Source organism: Niabella sp. ZPM-14 (assembly GCF_055693045.2).
Map to the genome: position 1 here is coordinate 4,399,286 of NZ_CM181148.1, position 16,796 is coordinate 4,416,081.

Below are 16,796 nucleotides of genomic sequence, written 5' to 3' on the forward strand. Positions count from 1 at the left end.
TCCATCGACTATGGACTATGAGCTCTATTTTGTTATCCCAGATCAAACTTAATACCCTGCGCCAGCGGCAGCTGGTCGCTGTAGTTGATAGTATTTGTTTGCCTGCGCATATAGTTTTTCCACGCATCGCTGCCACTTTCGCGACCGCCGCCGGTTTCTTTTTCTCCGCCAAAAGCGCCGCCGATCTCGGCCCCCGAAGTGCCGATGTTGACATTGGCGATACCGCAATCGCTTCCGGCGTGTGACAGGAACAGCTCTGCCTCCCGGAGGTTATTGGTCATGATAGAAGAGGAGAGGCCCTGTGGCACGCTGTTTTGAATCTGTATGGCTTCATTGATGGTGTTGTAATGCATCAGGTACAGAATCGGCGCGAATGTCTCCGTTTGCACCACGGCCGTATCCTGTGTCACTTCAGCGATGCACGGCGTGACATAACATCCGCTGTCAAACCCATCGCCTTCCAATACCTTGCCTTCTACAAGGAAGTGGCCGCCTTGCTGCCGGCACTGTTCAATAGCGGCCTGGTACGCGGCTACTGCTTGCCGATCGATCAGGGGGCCCATATGATTCTCCGTATTGAGAGGATTCCCGATTTTTATCTGTTGGTAGGCGTTCACCAGCCGTTCCTTGAAATCTTCATAGATCGATGCTTCCACAATCAGCCTGCGGGTGCTGGTGCATCGTTGCCCTGCCGTTCCGACGGCCCCAAATAAAGCAGCGGGGATGGCGATATTGAGATCGGCATCCTTTGAGATGATGATGGCGTTATTGCCGCCTAATTCCAACAGGGTGCGGCCGAGACGCCCGGCCACCTGAGCAGCTACCTGTTTGCCCATTGCTGTTGATCCGGTGGCGGATACCAGTGGGACCCGCTGATCTTTGGCCAGCCATTCGCCCGCTGCCCGGCCGCCAATGACCAGCCGGCTGACACCCTCGGGAACATCGTTCGCCGCGAACACCTCAGAAACAATCTGCTGACACGCGATTGCGCACAAGGGTGTTTTTTCAGAGGGCTTCCAGATGCACACGTCGCCGCAAACCCAGGCCAGCATGGCATTCCAGCTCCATACCGCTACCGGGAAGTTAAAGGCGGAGATAATCCCTGTCACGCCTAATGGATGATATTGCTCGTACATACGGTGACCCGGACGTTCACTGTGCATGGTCAATCCGTGCAGCTGGCGGCTCAGTCCCACAGCGAAATCGCAGATATCGATCATCTCCTGCACTTCGCCCCATCCTTCCTGCAGGCTTTTGCCCATTTCATATGATACCAGTTGACCCAGGTCCTGTTTCGCCTTTCTCAATGCCTCACCGATCTGTCTCACTACTTCACCGCGCCGTGGCGCCGGCCACAGCCGCCATTCCAGGAAAGCTGCTTCAGACATTTGAACGATCTTTTCATAATCCTCGCGGGTGGTGGTCTTTACCGAAGCGATCAGCTGCCCGTCAACAGGAGAGTAGGAGTCGATGACTTCGCCGGAGGCATCGTTGTTGTTTACTTTTTCTATACCGAGTGCGTTAAGGAAATTCATAGTGCTGCTTTTACAATAAAGATAAAAATCTAAAATGTCAAATCATCCGTTTAGGGAGCATAACATTTTTATTCTGCTCTGCTACTTTGCAAACAAGTCTTTGCGCGCTTTGCTGTAAAAAAATAATAAAAAGAAAAAATGTTAGCAACCTAAATTTCAGTCGTATTAATCAATGCCCTATCTTTGATTTTTAATGAAGCTTTCCACGCAACATTTGCTCGGCATTAAAGACCTTACCAAAGAAGATATTGGTCTTTTTTTAGATACCGCCACTCAATTCAAAGAAGTTTTACAGAGACCTGTTAAAAAAGTCCCCTCGTTGAGAGATTTTACGATCGTAAACCTGTTTTACGAAAACTCGACGCGTACCAGGATATCTTTTGAGCTGGCAGAGAAGCGGCTTTCCGCCGACACGATCAATTTTACCGCCTCAGGCTCTTCCGTGTCCAAAGGAGAAACGCTGTTAGATACGGTAAATAACATCCTGTCGATGAAAGTGGATATGGTGGTCATGCGCCACAGCGCCAGCGGGGCGCCTCACTTTCTGGCGCAGCATATTCCTGCTGCGATTGTGAATGCGGGCGACGGTGTGAACGAACACCCAACGCAGGGATTGTTGGACGCTTTTTCTATCAGGGAAAAAATCGGCAAACTTCAGGGAACGAAAGTGGCTATCATCGGCGATATTGTACATAGCCGGGTAGCCATGAGCAATATTTATCTGTTGAAAAAAATGGGTGCTGAAGTGACCGTTTGTGGTCCGCCCACACTCATCCCTAAATACATCCGCGAGGCCTTTGGTGTGAATGTAAGTTACAATGTGGAGGAGACGCTTAACTGGTGTGATGTGGCTAATGTATTGCGGATTCAGCTGGAGCGTCAGAACCAGGTTTTGTTTTCTTCCCTTAGAGAATATAATCTTAGTTACGGGATCAGCCGGAAATTGCTGGAGCGCGTTCAGAAGGATATTGTAGTGATGCATCCCGGACCCATCAACAGGGGGGTAGAGCTGGATAGTGACGTCGCCGACAGCGGACAGTCGATTATATTACAACAGGTAGAAAATGGCGTGGCCGTTCGCATGGCCGTTTTATATTTGCTTTCTAATAAGAATCATTAGGGGAGGTGAACAGTTGATAAATGACTGTTTACCGGTTATCCGCACTTGTAACTGTATTTAAAGTTTTGGTAGCAGGTGTTTCATGATCGATATATCGTGCGTCGATGATTCAATATGTTAAAGCGAATGTCTTCTTACTGATCTGTCAACGGTCAACTGTCATCTGCATAAATAGTTAAAACTATATGTCTAACAGAATTTGCCTTTTCCCCGGAACTTTTGACCCTATGACTTTGGGGCATGAGGATATTATCAACCGGGCTATACCCTTATTTGATAAGATCATTGTGGGGATCGGCTTTAATACTTCTAAAAAGCCGATGTTTTCCAACACCCAGCGTCTGCAATGGATCAAAGATATTTATGGACATTCTGACAAAGTGGAAGGGGCCATATATGAAGGCCTGACGGTCAACTTCTGTAAAAAGATCGGTGCGAAATTTATTCTCAGGGGCATCCGGTACGTCAGCGATTTCGAATATGAGAAGACGATTGCGGATGCTAACAGAGCGCTGGACAAAGACATTGAAACCGTATTTCTTACAGGCGAGCCAAAATATACATCAGTCGCTTCCACGATCGTACGCGATATCATTAAGAATGGCGGTGACGCTAGTCCTTTCCTCTCTAAAGTGGTCTGTGACTCTCTGAAAGAGAACACAATTATTTAAGGAACCAGGTCACGCCAACGGAAGGCATCAGGGTTTTATAGCGAAAACGATCGTTCGCTTCCGGTTGGGTCTGTACCTCAGTATCGGTCGTATATTCAGAGAAGTAGAAACTTACACCGCCATGAATACCGAGCTGATCAGTTAGTTTATATCGTACGGTCAAGGCGGAATTCAGGTTTCCCAAATCATTATCGCTGATCAGTAAAGCATTGAATCCGGTTGGTTTTGCTTTAACGTTAGCCGTTTGAGCACCTTCGGAAATATAAGTGGCGTCGTCGATCTTCTTGCCAAACGAAAATCCCACCAGATCAATATTAAATCCCGCATACAGCCTGGGCGAAATATTATAGCCCAGTTCCAGCGCAATGTTGAGCGCGTTGGTGTTTGATTTTGGAACGAGTAAGGAGTCGATATTCTTTGTAATATTTTCTGTAAACAGCACGCCCGGGCCCGTTTTGCCGCTCGTTAATTTTGCCGGTGCTGTTGCATGATGCTTGTCAGACGCGAAGTACGACGTAAAACGTGCACCTAAGCCTATTTCAATTTTTTGTCTTTTACCCAATTGCCAGTTATGGAAATAAGACGGAGATATCGCGAAGCCGTTGCCCGCAGAAGCGGTAAGGTTCACGACCTGGCTGCGATGAGCCGTTTGTGCCATTAAAACTGTGGGTGTCAGGATAAACAGGAAGGGTATTACTTTTTTGATCATTTTAGTCATTTGTACGCATTAAAATTTTTCCAAAACGGAATAGGACATAACAGGCGGAAACGGACGCTACACAGGCGGTAAGGAACAATAAACCTTCGTCACTTGTACCGTTTTGATAGCTGATAGAAACACCTGAACCAAATATCTGAATGGCGATCGCACTCAACATAGTCGCGCAAGTGAGCAAGGCGCCATATATAGAAAAGCGGGGAATCAGTATCAGAACAGCAGCAACCAGCTCGATCATTCCCGCTGCGATACGGCCCCACGGATCTACGCCCAGTTTGGAGAAATAGACGAGTGAGTCAGCAGGTACTGTAAATTTATAAAAGAATAGCAGCGCTATCAGCAATGACACTGAGCCCAGTATTCTGGCCATCCATAAAGCCATGTTATAATTTGTTAGTTCGTTTATTTTGTTCAACATCCGGTCTTTAAGCCGTGCGGGACCGCAGTTTATAAGGTTTATTTATCATCAGCTATCCCCAATGTTGCCGGCGGTTAACGGCGCAGCAATCTGCTTCTTAAAGAACGTATTAGGAACCAGATAAATAAATCCTTTTGCTAATGCAAAGGTAGGCCGGGATTATTTGAAAAAAGGTCGCCTAGCCGACAATCGCAGGATTTTGGATCTTCCGCAAGTCGGGAACCACAATTTCGCGCCGGTTGAGCGACAGTAGTCCTTCTTTTTCTAACTGGTTGATGATGGAAGTGGTGGTCTGCCGCGAAGAACCGATGAGGCGTGCAATATCCTCGTGCGTCAGAAAATTGTCACAGATGTAAGTGATGTTATCTTCGGTGAACCCATTCACCAGGCATTGCTGACAGAAAAAGCTGATCAGCCGCGAACGAACGTCATTGTTGAGCAGGTTGAGCAGGCGGAACTCGGCATTTCTCAGCTTATGTCCGACCATTTTGCCGAATTTGATCGCTAACTGCGGTTTTTTTTGCAGCATTTTTTCAAAGTCCTCAATTTTGAAAGAACACAGGCTTACGTCGGTTTTATAGGCCTGCGCAAATTCGCCCTGCAGGTTGTTTTTTTCCAGCGTGAACTGGCCGAAAATCTCGCCTTTATTGACGATTTCCTTGATCAGCTCTTCGCCTTTATCATTAATAAAACCGATCTTAATAAACCCCTCTTTTACAAAGTAAAGCCGGTTGTGCAGGTAGGAGTCGAAGTAAATATATTCCCCCTTTTTGGCAGACAAAAAATTGGTGATCACGTTAAGCTCGATAATGTCTGCTTCGCTTAATGATGACCACAGGTCATAGTTTCGGATCAGTAAAAATTTTTCGTCTATAGTCATTTGGCCGGATACTGGGTTTCAATGAGCCGCCATTTTAGGCCGCCCACTTAAATATAACAAAAGCATTACAAAAATAGGGAATATTACGGCCGTTTTTTGTATGGGAATTGTCATAAAGTGACCTGCCAGATCACTTTATATTTTACAATCCGGGTGCGGGTCATAGGTTTTCAACGGTCAGGAATCAGTGATCTGGAACGTGATCGGTTGTTTCCGGTAGGCTTTTACTGTTCTGCCGTTTTGAATGGCAGGTTGCCATTTGCCAGATCTTTTCATTACCCTCAGTGCCTCTTCCTCCATACCATATCCGTGGCGGGTCAGTGCCTTAAAATTGCTGGCGTTTCCATCTTTGTCTACAATGAATTGAACGATCGTGGTGTAGGTTCCCGGACTGGCTCCATTGTCTACCGGAACCTGTCCGTTTAGATTTCTTGTCAGAAAGTTAATCCAATTGCCTGGGTAGGCGGCATCTACTTCTGTTCTTGTAAAAATTTCGGTCTCGTTGTCCGCTTTGACCATTGGTTGCTGATCGGCCTTCGTTTCTTCGCTTATCATAAAAGTGATTGGTTGCTTACGATAGGCGGTTACTTTTTTACCATTTTGCATGGCAGGGATCCATTTGCCAGATCGCATTATAACCCTGATCATTTCTTCTTCCATGCCATAGCCTTGACTGGAGAGTGCTTTCACATCCTTCACATTTCCATTTACATCCACAAGAAACTGAGCTATCGCCGTGTACGTGCCTGCAGGAGCACCTCTGTCCACCGGTACATTGACATCTAAGTTTCTCATTAAAAAGTTAGTCCAGTCTCCTGGATATTTTGCCTCGGCATCTACTGAATAAGCTTCCGACTCGGGGGCAGCTTTATGTTTATCGTCTTTAATAATCGACGAGTTGATAACCGGTTTTGGCTTATCGTCGATCACCTCTGTTGCCGTTGGAGAAATGGTGCTGTCAACACTAACTGAATTCGCACTTTCTGCCGGTGCTTTAGAAACTTTATTTTCGGCAGCGGCTGGTCCATTTGTTGGTTCGGGCGTTGGCTCATCGTTGCAACTAATGATAATGATAGCCGCTGTCAATAAAATTGTAGGCAATACCAATAACTTTCTCAGCCATTGGTAAGCCGGTTTTTTTGATGAGGTTAACATAGCAATTCTTCTTTTTAATTGGTTATGAAAAAAGGGATTCGTCAGTCTTTGTGCGGGAGTGCCAAGCGCCTGCATCACCAGCAACTCTGCGTAATCGCTGGTATCGTGATGCTGCGCAGCATACTTGTCGGCTAAAAATTCCTGTATCGTTTTTATTTCATTCCTGATCCAGTAAAAAAAGGGATTGAACCAAAACGCAGCGGTTACGATCTCCATGAACAGTATGTCATAACTATGTTTCTGTTTGATATGATACATTTCATGTCTGAACACCTGTTCTCCATTTTGAGAGTCAAGGCTGATGCGTTGATTCCAGAAAAGCCATTTGAAAAAAGAGAATGGCGCTTGGGGATGATTCGTTTCTATAAAGTCAATATTTTCGATCCTGGACACCATGCTGTATTGCCTGATGCGCAAAATTTTATATACTGCCATAGCAATTCTTACAAGGAAAAATAATGTCGCGGTGGTATGCAATATATATACGATGAAAGCGCCTGTCAGCCATTGATCCGTGATCTTTCCAGAAACCACAACAATGCTGTCATTGATACTGCCCAGCGACTGGTAAATGACGCCGTCGTCATCTGCGTTCAGGTAAAGCTGGATCTTAAACAACGGCAAAACCAGGCTCAGGACCGCCGCCGCCAGAAGGTAAAACCGGTTGTATTGGTGAAATTTTTCATTGCGCAGGAAAAGGTAATAATACCCATATAGTATTCCTGAGCAAATGATCATTTGTAAGAGGTAAGCAATCATGGCGTGTTATTTTTTCGTTTTGGATGATTTGATCTGTTGCAGTAAGTTTTCCAACTCCTCTACACTCAGGTTGTTTTCCTTCACCATGAACGATACCACGTTGGCAAACGAGCCTTCAAAATAGCCTTTCACCATTTGTTTCATAGTCTTTTTAGAGTAGGCTTCTTTGTTAATGGCTGCGACATATTGATGTTGCCTTCCGAACACATTTACGGTCACAAAGTCTTTTTCCACGAGTATTTTCAATATAGTGGCCACCGTGTTCTGGTGCGGCTTTGGCGTTTCCATATGGTCCAGCACTTCCCTTAAAAACAGGGGCCCATTGTTCCAGAGAATGTGCATGATCTGTTCCTCCGCCTTGGTGAGTTGTTTCATAATTCGCTCTTTTAACCGCAATTTAAAACTAAATATTTAGTTTAGCAACTATTTTTTTAGTTTAACGATTTCCTGACGGATGTTGTCCATGATTTTATAGTTGCTGGCGTGCGGTTGATTATTTAGTATATATATCTTTATGTAGCCTGACCTATCAAACAAAGTTCACAGGGTGTGAATATTCACTTTTTGTGAATAATTTAAAAAGCTAACTTGCATGAAAGTTCATTTGATTAAAGAAACCATCAGGGATTTTGTATTAGAAAGATCCGGCAGTATCATTTCTTTTGAGATCTGGCTTACAAGAATAAAAAAAGCGGATTGGCGTAAGCCTTCTGACATAAAGAACACCTTTCCAGCTGCGGACTTCTTGGGTAAAAGCAGCCTCAGGGTGGTATTCGATATCGGGGGTAATAATTTACAGGATGATTTGCAAGTATTCGTTCGGGCCTGGAGCTGTGCGATTGTACGTGTGTTGGATTGGAACACATGCAGCGTATGATAAGCTTTGTGCAAGCAACGAGCAGTATACAGTGTTTGTTTATTAAAATAGTTTTATGGAAGCATTAAAATATAAGGTGATTAAGAGCGGGAAGCAATACAATGACTATTGCCGGATTCTTCATGATCTGGATTTTACGAATAAGAAAAAAAGTAAAAAAGTAAGGGACGAGATCGAATTACTGACGTTACTGATTGAAAAATATGATGAAGAGCATGCCGTTTTTAAAGAGCAATCTCCGGTAGACCTGTTAAGATCTTTGATGGAGGATCAGCACATGAAATCGATCGATTTGGCTAATCAGCTAAAAGTAAGTCCTGGACTGATTTCTGATGTTTTGAACTACAAAAAGGGATTCTCAAAGAAGATTATACGGGAATTAGCATCAATTTTCAAATTGTCGCAGGAAGCATTCAACCGCCCTTATGAATTAATTACGCCGTCGAAAAAGCCGGTAGGAAAAGGGCGGCGGCCGTCTTCGGTGGGAGGTTGATAATTGGGACAAACGTGTCATGCTGTAAATGTAACCTTATTGATCTTATAATGACCATTTTACTTTACTTTGCAACCTTCAACTTACAAGTCATATGCAGCAGGCGATCATAGACATACAACATGCAAACATCTACCAGGGTGATAACCTGGTGCTCGAAGACGTGAACCTTACGGTCAGGGAGGGCGAATTTGTCTACCTGGTCGGAAGAACCGGTACGGGTAAATCGAGTTTGCTAAAGACCTTGTATGGCGACCTGCTGCTGACAGAAGGAGATGCGCGCGTGGTGGACTACCAATTGAAGAATCTGCACTGGAAGCAGGTGCCTTTTCTAAGACGCAAGCTGGGCGTGGTTTTCCAGGACTTTAGATTACTTACCGACCGCAATGTGGCAAACAACCTCAAGTTCGTATTGAAAGCTACCGGGTGGGAAGATAAAACCAAAATGGACGAGAAGGTTTCCGAGGTATTGGAGCTGGTGGGTTTGAAAGACAAAGCCCGTAAAATGCCTTTTGAGATGAGCGGCGGTGAGCAGCAACGTGTGGACATCGCCCGTGCGCTATTGAATAGCCCGAAGCTGATTCTCGCCGACGAGCCGACAGGTAACCTGGACCCGATTACGACGGATGAGATCATGAACCTCTTGCTATCGATCGCCCGCAATAGTAATGCTGCCATAGTGATGGCTACCCATGATTATGCCGTCGTAAAAAAATATCCCGCCCGTTTGATCAAAACAGAAGGTGGCCGGGTGATCGACAACGCTACCATAGATAATCTATAAACTGCTGAATGTTTCTGTCGTTATCGTAAACGCCTTCAAGCAGCCGTTTACGCAGCAACACTTCTTCTTCTTCAAACGGAAGATAATATAATTGAGAGATGATAGCTGCCAGTGCGTTCGCATTGGTACCGATATGACAGGCCTCTTCAAGCCCGGTGCCTTCGACCATAGCAGGAGTGGTAACGCAATGCCTTCCTTTGTACAAAGCATGCAGCAACTTCAGCCGGATGCCGGTGATATTTTTATTAAAGCAGGGAAGGATGTTAATGTGAGCCTTCTGCACCAGGTCTTCCATTTCTTTTTCTCCGGGGTTGCTCACCAGGCAAGTGTTCTGACAAAGACCGGCTGCTTTTTCAATGCTTTTGGTCGGATTTTTACCGGCGATCACAAAGGGAATTCTCACCTTGTTAAACACGTTGCTCAAAAGCCAGAGCGCCGCTTTTTCCGTGGCAGGAACCGCCAGGTTTCCATGGAACAGGCACAAGCTGCCAATTCCCGTAGGACATTCCACTTTCTGCCAGCTGAGAAACGGTGGTACCACCTGTACGTTCTGAAAGCCCAGGTCATCGAAACTTTGCTTGTCTTCGTCGGACACACAGGCATACATGCAGTTATCGGGGAGGGTGGGGGTATATTTTTTTGTGAGCAGGCTTTCGGCGATATAATAGGTCTTTTTAGCGGGGTTCATCGTGCTGCGCGCCAATTCACGATAGTAGAGCGACTCCTCATGATGCATCCGCACACAGATATTTCGTTTTCCATCATTGATACTTCCCAGGATCCCGGTTGTGTGAAGGCCTTCCAGCAATACGGGGTAGTCGTCTTTTTTAAGGTTTTCTATGAGCTGTTCATTGCAGCGTGCACTCACGAACGTCGGCGTGCGAAGCGACAAACAATCGAGCGGCTCCTTTCTGGCATACGATTGAACGGTTTCGCAATACCGGCCCAGTTCCGCAGCGCTGCATTTATCACTAAACTTAAAATAATGCAGGTGTATCCGGATACCTTTCCGGTGAAAAGCTTTAATGCGATTCATCATGTCGATGGAACCGCCGCAGTCCGCGGGACAAGGTGCATCGAGACAAACGATATGTAAATACTTATTCAATTCTTGCAATCCTCCATCTAAGGGTAAACGCGGCATCCGCTGCTTACAAGCTCCAGCGCGCCGGAGCGCTGTTATACAACAACAGTGTCATGAAATTGTTCGGGCCCGCGACCCTGTTCAGCATTCTTTGCTCTAAGATATTTATTTACAATATATTAACCGATCGGGTCTATGAGATTTTAGTAATCGTTAAAAAGATAGGGTGTTGCGCCTGACGCTGGAAGAGTATGCTGTTTGTATTCTTTGATCGGCGAGGGTACAGGATATAAAAAAAGCGGGAAAGATCAAATCTTTCACGCTTTTTAGGTGGAGAAATATGTTTTTACTGCGGCATGCCCTGCATTCCGCCCTGCATGCTTTCCTGTTCTGATCTCATGTTCTTGCGCTTCAACAGGGAGGCGTCAAATTTACCAAACCGGTACGCAAAGTTGATGCTGAAGAATTGCTGGTCGCGAACGCGGTATTGATGCTGATTGAAGAATCCTGCGCTGGTATACACATCATTCACTCTTGTCTTGAAGATGTCGTTGCCGCTTAAAGTAACAGAAGCTGCCTTGCTTTTCAGGAACTCGTATTTCAGCGCCACGTCCACACCATAAGTGGGCATACTATAACCCTGGGCATTTCCGCTTACGTTGCCGCCAAAGCCACCCCGGCCGCCGCCGCTTCCGCCTGCCGTACCACCCGGAGACAGTACTGTTTTGGAATTATAATCGCCGGAAACCTGCAGGGTGAAATTTTTGGGAAGCTTGAAGGTATTGTTGATCTTGGCAAACCAGCTATAGATCTGGTCTGCGGTAGGAATGGACGGGTCGTCGATATTGATCTTCGACGTGTACACGTTCAGGTTGCTCGTGATATCCCACCATTTCGTCGGAGCATTTTTAGCTACTGCTTCAAATCCGCCTACAAAGCTTGAATTGGCATTGATATAAGTGTTTACCAGCACCAGTTCATTCGTCAGGGGATTAGTCTCCCTGGACTGATATCGCGTGATCAACCCGGTTGTATTCTTGTAATACACCGAAAGGATCAGGTTATTGGCCCGGTCAAAGTTTTTAGAGTATGACAATTCCAATGAATTGGTGAACTCAGGCCTTAAGTTAGGGTTACCACGGCTGAGATTCAGTGAATCCGAGTAGTCTACAAACGGGAACAACTGGAAAAAGCCCGGGCGGTTGATCCGGCGGCTGTAGTTCAGTTGCAACTGCTGATCATTGGGTAATTCCTGTGATAAGAAGATGCTTGGGAACAGGCTTACCGGGTAAGAAATGCTGAAATTGGAAACCGTGTCTACCACGTCGCCGTCGCGGCGCGTGCTGCTGTAAACCGTGCCCTTATAATCCGAGCTTTCCATCCGAAGTCCTAACTGGTAACCGAATTTTTCACCGATCTTACTGGAGAATGTTGCATAGCTGGCATATATCTGGTCCGTATAATCAAATTTGGATGAAAGTAACGGCTGGGGAATCAGGACATTGCCCGGTCCTACAAGATTATAAACGTTATCGCTTGATGTCTTTGTCTGGTTGAAACGCACGCCCGCCTCCAGCTTTGATTTCTCGGATAACGGATTGGTATAATCAATCTGTGCATTCAGGCGCTGGTTATTACCGTTGCCATTTTGTTGCTGAACGCTGGTATTGGTCAATGGTCCGCCGCTTTGAGCATAATTATTGTTCGTGATGATATTGGTGCTGTTATTCTTGCTTCTGTTGTATTGTCCATCTGCAGTCAACTGATGGCCTGTTTTAGGGAAATTGTGTACAAAGCCCAGTGACCCGCCTTTCATATTAAAATGAAAGTTCGCATCAGCCGTTCTTAAAATACGCGATTGGATATCGCTCGCACTCGCAATCGTATCAACAACAATATCACTATTGGTAACGTTGTCGAACTTGCCATCCACGGTAATGCCCGACAAGGTCAGCGTGTTACGATTGTCTAAAAGGTAATCGAACCCAGCCCTGGCAAAAAGGAATCGTCCATCACCGATGGCGCGGTCCACCTGGCGTAAATTGATGGTTGTATCGTTCAGGAATGTAGATCTTTCAGTCGTTCCGTCTGAAATTGTTTTCCGCTGGTTATAGCCGATGTTGGCAAAGACATTGAATTTGCCCTGGCGTACATTCAGGTTGCCGCCGAGGTTGTAACGTCCGCGTTCGTCAATGCCCGCGCGCACGGATCCATTATAACCTACGGTTCTCGTTTTCTTCAAGACAATATTCAGAATACCGGCTGTACCGCCGGATGCATCAAATTTTGCAGAAGGGTTCGTGATCACTTCCACGCTCGCGATCTGATCTGCGGGAATTTGATCGAGCGTTAATGTGGTAGGACGACCATCTACGAAAATCTGCGGGCTGGAATTGCGGATGCTGATGTTACCATCAATGTCCACATTTACAGAAGGCACATTTTTTAATACATCTGTCGCCGTTCCTCCGGCTGAAGTGAGGTTGTTTTCTACATTATAGATCTTACGGTCGATCCCTAACTGAACAGCGGGTTTGCTTCCGGTTACAGTTACCCCCTGCAACACTTCAACATCAGCACCGAGCTTGATATTGCCCAGGTCTTTGTCCAGCGCTGCCATGACTGCAGCCATGTCCACCTTGCCGCCGCTCATCATTTTTGGATCGATGAAAGAAAAATTCCGGATATCTGTTTTGTGACCTAATCCGGAAATCACCAGTTTATACCGTCCCATGGCTGGAATGCCTGTTACCCTGAATTCTCCATTTGCCGCTGCCAGCGCACCCGTCACCAGGACTTCCTGGCGCTCTTTGGTCGCCGAGTCCCCGTCCGTACCGGCCTGGGCGGAGACTTTGGTTTGGAACAGCTGAATCGTGGCCGCATCGATACCTTTTCCGGTAGCGGAATCCACTACCTTACCATAAATACTACCGGTTGGCATTTGGCCGTTTCCTCCAACCTGGGCTATAGCCGAGCCTGTAAAAAACAAAGCCAGCGCTAAAAAGACATTTCGCATTTTCGAGAGATTTGGGGTTTAGACGTGAAAAAGGGGCATAACTTGTACTGTTACAATTATAAATGGATGAACGCGTTAATTTCCGTTTAAAAGGAAACCATTTGAAAACAGCGGTTACTGACCAATGATATAAAATAGAAGCAGGTTGACCGATCCGATCACAAAACCCAGCAGGGCTCCACCCAGGATCATCTTTTGCATCAGGGGTGAAAGCTGCTTTTTCAGGATGTTTTGGATATCGGCCTTTTCGATCTCCGACTCGACCAAGTGGGGGATATCGATACGTTCTTTCAGATTACCGATGATGTTGCCCATCACCTTTGGGAAAAGCGCTCTGAGTTGGGCAACAAAAACCTCTTTGATCTTGTCGGTCGTTTTGTTACCAACAAACATCGCCAGCATCGGGATTTCCTGTGGCAGCTTTACCGAAAGAAATTCGTCAATATGATGTTCAATCATAGGCATGGCCTTTTCTACCAGTTCGGGGTTGTTGATTTCTCCTTCCAGCTTCTGAACGGGTAATAAAGACGCCGCTTTCTGTGCCAGGGTACTGGATAACTGTTTTTGTTTGCCGGGCACGTAAACGTTCAGCAGATAACGTCCAAACAGGAGATTACACAGCCCGCCGATCAGCGCCGATATCAATGGTATCAAAAATAGCCAGGGGTTCATGCTTTTAGTTTGTTAATAAGCTGCTTGTAATTTAGATAGATAAGTGTTTCGGGCACATCTACTTATAAAAAATAAAAAAACCCTGAACAAAGCATTCAGGGTATTATTGTTGGGTGGATGACCGGTCTCGAACCGGCGACCTTCTGAACCACAATCAGATGCTCTAACCAACTGAGCTACAACCACCGTTTAAGGGCTGCAAATGTAGGAAAATTTGGAATGATTTTAAAAAAATTTAGGAAAATCTTTTAAAACATTTTCTGGTGTCGCTGTTATGTTAACAAGGATTTGACCGTCTTACGAGAAATTATGGTGTGGGAATTGCTTATTACAGTGTCTATAATATATATAACGCTTATAAATCTTTAGCAAAATAGTTTTAATAAGAGTTCGATTAATATTAATTTTGGTTGGTGCAAAATTTTATAAAATACATATTTAATATGAAGAGGTTACCGTTTCTGATATTGCTGGTGGTTGTGGCAGCGTCTTTTTTCGCTTTCAAGAATAAGTTGATCTCCAATAATGATCCGGTTGGGAAATATGAATTGATCATGACGATGGTAGCCCGTTTGCTTTCTCAGGGACACTACGATCCTAAGGCTATTAACGATGATTTTTCCGAAAAAGTATTTACCAAGTATCTTGAGGATCTGGATCCCCGGAAAAATATATTTCTCAAAAGAGATGTCGATTCCTTGTCTGAGCTATATGCCAAGCAAATTGATGATGAGCTGAATGGTGCACCCGTGCAGAGCTTTCTCGGCGTATCGAAAGTATTCGACCAGCGGATTGCAGAATCAGAGCAGTGGAAAAATGCGATCCTGGACAAGCCTTTCGATTTTACGATCGATGAGAATGCCGAGCTGGATGGCAAAAAATTATTATACGCGGCCAACCAGGAAGAGCGTAAAGACAGGTGGCGTAAGCTGATGAAGTATTATGCGCTGGAATTGTACGTGAACCTGGAAGATGACAAATCTAAAAACAGCAAGTCAAAGGATCAGCTTGAAAAAGAAGCCCGTCAGAAAACGGATACGATCATGACCCGTCTGTTTGATCGTTACAAAGTAAAATTCAGAGAAGAGGATAAGTTCAATCTGTTAGTTGATAATATCACCACGGCGATGGATCCTCACACCGAATTTTTCCCGCCCGCTGACAAACGTTATTTTGATGAAGAATTAAGCGGAAGCTTTTTCGGGATCGGGGCCGGACTTCAATACAGTGACGGGTTGATTAAAATTATCAGCATTAATGCGGGCAGCCCGGCGGCCAAGTCCGGCGAACTGGCTCCGGGTGATATCATTACAAAAGTAGCTCAGGGAAAAGAAGGTGAACCGGTAGATATGTTGGGCTATGACGTACAGGATGCGGTAAAGATCATCAGGGGAAAAGAAGGTACGGTAGTGAGGCTGACTATTAAGAAGCCCGACGGGACCGTAAAAGAAGTGTCTCTGGTAAGAGCCAAGATCGATAATGATATTGATACCTATGCCAGAAGTGCTATTATCCGCGACAGCGTTAAGAACACTAAAGTAGGTGTTATTTATCTGCCTGAATTTTACACACCTTTCCAGGATCCTAACGGACGCCGCAGTTTCACGGACGTCGCACGTGAGGTGCAAAAACTGAAAGATGAAAATGTGGACGGGATTATTATGGACCTGCGCAGGAACGGTGGTGGCTCTTTGTGGGACGTGGTTCAGATGGTCGGATTATTTATTAAAGAAGGTCCGATCGTACAGGTGAAAGACCGCGTATCTGGTCCGCAGGTGTTGAAAGACGAAGACAATTCCGTGCTTTATACGGGTCCGCTGGCGGTGATGGTCGATGAGTTCAGTGCGTCCGCATCGGAAATATTCGCCGCTGCCATTCAGGACTATAAAAGAGGGATCATTATTGGTAGCACTTCTACTTACGGGAAAGGTACGGTTCAGCAGAACATCGGTTTGGATCATTCCGGGTTTAAAAGAGATGGAGATGGAGATTTGGGCGCTGTTAAGTTAACATTAAGAAAGTTCTATCGCATCAGTGGCGGTTCCACACAAAAAGAAGGTGTGAGATCGGACATTGTGCTGCCCAGCCAGTATGAACCGTTGAAGCTACGCGAAAAGGATAATGAGTTTGCGCTTCAATACGATGAAATACAAAAATCCAATTATACGCCGTGGAATTCGGAATATGACTTGAACACGCTGAAGCAATTAAGCAATGCCCGTCTGCAAAAAGACAGTTCGTTCCAGATCATCAAGAGGAACAGCACCTGGTTAGCCAATGAAAATGAGAGAAGCTACCCGCTCAGCGTGGCCAAATACAAGGCAGAGAAAAAGATCATCAAAGCTAAGGCTGATCAGATCAATGCCGCTCAGAAGCTGAAACAGCCATTAAATGTGTCGCTATTGCCGCTGGAATTGGCCAAATACGAAAACGACGAAAATAAGCAGGAGCGATTGAAACTTTGGATCAAGTCTTTGAGCGAGGACATTTATCTGAAGCAAGCCGGTGAAGTAATGGACGATATGATTGTAGAGGCGAAAAATGTGGCCGTGCGCGCTAATTAACACTAAAAATTATATATATTTGAAAAATCCACCCTATGTTGCGGTGGATT

General features: G+C 45.5%; 15 protein-coding genes and 1 tRNA gene. 6 read left to right on the forward strand and 10 right to left on the reverse strand.

Translation table 11 applies throughout. From position 1 onward, the window contains the following. Positions 1–32: 32 nt before the first annotated feature. On the reverse strand, positions 33–1,535 hold the full coding sequence (gene amaB, locus ACU37H_RS18725; protein ID WP_472705983.1) for an L-piperidine-6-carboxylate dehydrogenase: 1,503 nt from the start codon (positions 1,533–1,535) through the stop codon (positions 33–35). A gap of 193 nt (positions 1,536–1,728) precedes the next feature. On the opposite strand from amaB, the gene ACU37H_RS18730 reads away from it, so the two are divergent. Continuing rightward, the gene (locus ACU37H_RS18730) at positions 1,729–2,655 is read left to right on the forward strand and encodes an aspartate carbamoyltransferase catalytic subunit (protein WP_472705985.1); all 927 of its coding nucleotides are present in this window, start codon (positions 1,729–1,731) and stop codon (positions 2,653–2,655) included. 185 nt (positions 2,656–2,840) lie between these two features. Next, positions 2,841–3,326, forward strand: coding sequence for a pantetheine-phosphate adenylyltransferase (gene coaD / locus ACU37H_RS18735; protein WP_472705987.1), 486 nt, complete (start codon positions 2,841–2,843; stop codon positions 3,324–3,326). On the opposite strand, the gene ACU37H_RS18740 is transcribed toward coaD, so the two are convergent. From ACU37H_RS18740 to ACU37H_RS18760, 5 genes are all read right to left on the reverse strand, one after another. Beyond that, positions 3,319–4,035, reverse strand: a complete 717-nt coding sequence (locus ACU37H_RS18740; RefSeq protein ID WP_472705989.1) for a hypothetical protein — start codon at positions 4,033–4,035, stop codon at positions 3,319–3,321. The two genes, coaD and ACU37H_RS18740, sit on opposite strands and share 8 nt — an antisense overlap. Before the next feature lies 1 nt (position 4,036). Beyond that, complete coding sequence (locus ACU37H_RS18745) at positions 4,037–4,426, reverse strand: DoxX family protein (RefSeq protein WP_472705991.1); 390 nt, start codon at positions 4,424–4,426, stop codon at positions 4,037–4,039. Positions 4,427–4,640: 214 nt separating this feature from the next. Next, entirely contained in the window at positions 4,641–5,342 is a 702-nt protein-coding gene (locus ACU37H_RS18750; protein ID WP_472705993.1) for a Crp/Fnr family transcriptional regulator, read from the reverse strand. 177 nt (positions 5,343–5,519) lie between these two features. Further along, positions 5,520–7,256: an energy transducer TonB gene (locus tag ACU37H_RS18755; RefSeq protein WP_472705995.1), complete on the reverse strand. Its 1,737-nt coding sequence runs from the start codon at positions 7,254–7,256 to the stop codon at positions 5,520–5,522. Between the two features lie 6 nt (positions 7,257–7,262). Further along, positions 7,263–7,631, reverse strand: coding sequence for a BlaI/MecI/CopY family transcriptional regulator (locus ACU37H_RS18760; protein ID WP_472705997.1), 369 nt, complete (start codon positions 7,629–7,631; stop codon positions 7,263–7,265). Positions 7,632–7,848: 217 nt separating this feature from the next. Between ACU37H_RS18760 and ACU37H_RS18765 the strand changes: the two genes are divergently transcribed. The 3 genes from ACU37H_RS18765 (at position 7,849) to ACU37H_RS18775 (ending at position 9,410) form a co-directional block, all read left to right on the forward strand. Beyond that, positions 7,849–8,133, forward strand: a complete 285-nt coding sequence (locus ACU37H_RS18765; RefSeq protein WP_472705999.1) for a type II toxin-antitoxin system HigB family toxin — start codon at positions 7,849–7,851, stop codon at positions 8,131–8,133. A 55-nt stretch (positions 8,134–8,188) separates the two neighbouring features. Then, entirely contained in the window at positions 8,189–8,626 is a 438-nt protein-coding gene (locus ACU37H_RS18770; protein ID WP_472706001.1) for a helix-turn-helix domain-containing protein, read from the forward strand. Positions 8,627–8,720: 94 nt separating this feature from the next. Next, positions 8,721–9,410 (forward strand): cell division ATP-binding protein FtsE, encoded by a 690-nt coding sequence (locus tag ACU37H_RS18775; RefSeq protein ID WP_472706003.1) that lies wholly within the window; start codon positions 8,721–8,723, stop codon positions 9,408–9,410. Here the strand turns inward: ACU37H_RS18775 and ACU37H_RS18780 are convergent. The 4 genes from ACU37H_RS18780 to ACU37H_RS18795 form a co-directional block, all read right to left on the reverse strand. After that, complete coding sequence (locus ACU37H_RS18780; RefSeq protein ID WP_472706005.1) at positions 9,391–10,518, reverse strand: glycosyltransferase family 4 protein; 1,128 nt, start codon at positions 10,516–10,518, stop codon at positions 9,391–9,393. The two genes, ACU37H_RS18775 and ACU37H_RS18780, sit on opposite strands and share 20 nt — an antisense overlap. Before the next feature lie 322 nt (positions 10,519–10,840). Continuing rightward, positions 10,841–13,510 (reverse strand): TonB-dependent receptor, encoded by a 2,670-nt coding sequence (locus tag ACU37H_RS18785; RefSeq protein WP_472706007.1) that lies wholly within the window; start codon positions 13,508–13,510, stop codon positions 10,841–10,843. A gap of 114 nt (positions 13,511–13,624) precedes the next feature. Next, positions 13,625–14,182: a DUF445 domain-containing protein gene (locus tag ACU37H_RS18790; protein ID WP_472706009.1), complete on the reverse strand. Its 558-nt coding sequence runs from the start codon at positions 14,180–14,182 to the stop codon at positions 13,625–13,627. Positions 14,183–14,294: 112 nt separating this feature from the next. Beyond that, a tRNA-His gene (locus tag ACU37H_RS18795) sits at positions 14,295–14,368 on the reverse strand. 257 nt (positions 14,369–14,625) lie between these two features. On the opposite strand from ACU37H_RS18795, the gene ACU37H_RS18800 reads away from it, so the two are divergent. Then, the gene (locus ACU37H_RS18800) at positions 14,626–16,746 is read left to right on the forward strand and encodes a carboxy terminal-processing peptidase (protein ID WP_472706011.1); all 2,121 of its coding nucleotides are present in this window, start codon (positions 14,626–14,628) and stop codon (positions 16,744–16,746) included. The last annotated feature ends 50 nt before the right edge of the window (positions 16,747–16,796 follow it).

Bases quoted from the DNA above. Each gene is read 5' to 3' on its own strand.
- amaB (WP_472705983.1), bottom strand. From the start codon at position 1,535: ATGAATTTCCTTAACGCACTCGGTATAGAAAAAGTAAACAACAACGAT.
- ACU37H_RS18730 (WP_472705985.1), top strand. From the start codon at position 1,729: ATGAAGCTTTCCACGCAACATTTGCTCGGCATTAAAGACCTTACCAAA.
- coaD (WP_472705987.1), top strand. From the start codon at position 2,841: ATGTCTAACAGAATTTGCCTTTTCCCCGGAACTTTTGACCCTATGACT.
- ACU37H_RS18740 (WP_472705989.1), bottom strand. From the start codon at position 4,035: ATGATCAAAAAAGTAATACCCTTCCTGTTTATCCTGACACCCACAGTT.
- ACU37H_RS18745 (WP_472705991.1), bottom strand. From the start codon at position 4,426: ATGGCTTTATGGATGGCCAGAATACTGGGCTCAGTGTCATTGCTGATA.
- ACU37H_RS18750 (WP_472705993.1), bottom strand. From the start codon at position 5,342: ATGACTATAGACGAAAAATTTTTACTGATCCGAAACTATGACCTGTGG.
- ACU37H_RS18755 (WP_472705995.1), bottom strand. From the start codon at position 7,256: ATGATTGCTTACCTCTTACAAATGATCATTTGCTCAGGAATACTATAT.
- ACU37H_RS18760 (WP_472705997.1), bottom strand. From the start codon at position 7,631: ATGAAACAACTCACCAAGGCGGAGGAACAGATCATGCACATTCTCTGG.
- ACU37H_RS18765 (WP_472705999.1), top strand. From the start codon at position 7,849: ATGAAAGTTCATTTGATTAAAGAAACCATCAGGGATTTTGTATTAGAA.
- ACU37H_RS18770 (WP_472706001.1), top strand. From the start codon at position 8,189: ATGGAAGCATTAAAATATAAGGTGATTAAGAGCGGGAAGCAATACAAT.
- ACU37H_RS18775 (WP_472706003.1), top strand. From the start codon at position 8,721: ATGCAGCAGGCGATCATAGACATACAACATGCAAACATCTACCAGGGT.
- ACU37H_RS18785 (WP_472706007.1), bottom strand. From the start codon at position 13,510: ATGCGAAATGTCTTTTTAGCGCTGGCTTTGTTTTTTACAGGCTCGGCT.
- ACU37H_RS18790 (WP_472706009.1), bottom strand. From the start codon at position 14,182: ATGAACCCCTGGCTATTTTTGATACCATTGATATCGGCGCTGATCGGC.
- ACU37H_RS18800 (WP_472706011.1), top strand. From the start codon at position 14,626: ATGAAGAGGTTACCGTTTCTGATATTGCTGGTGGTTGTGGCAGCGTCT.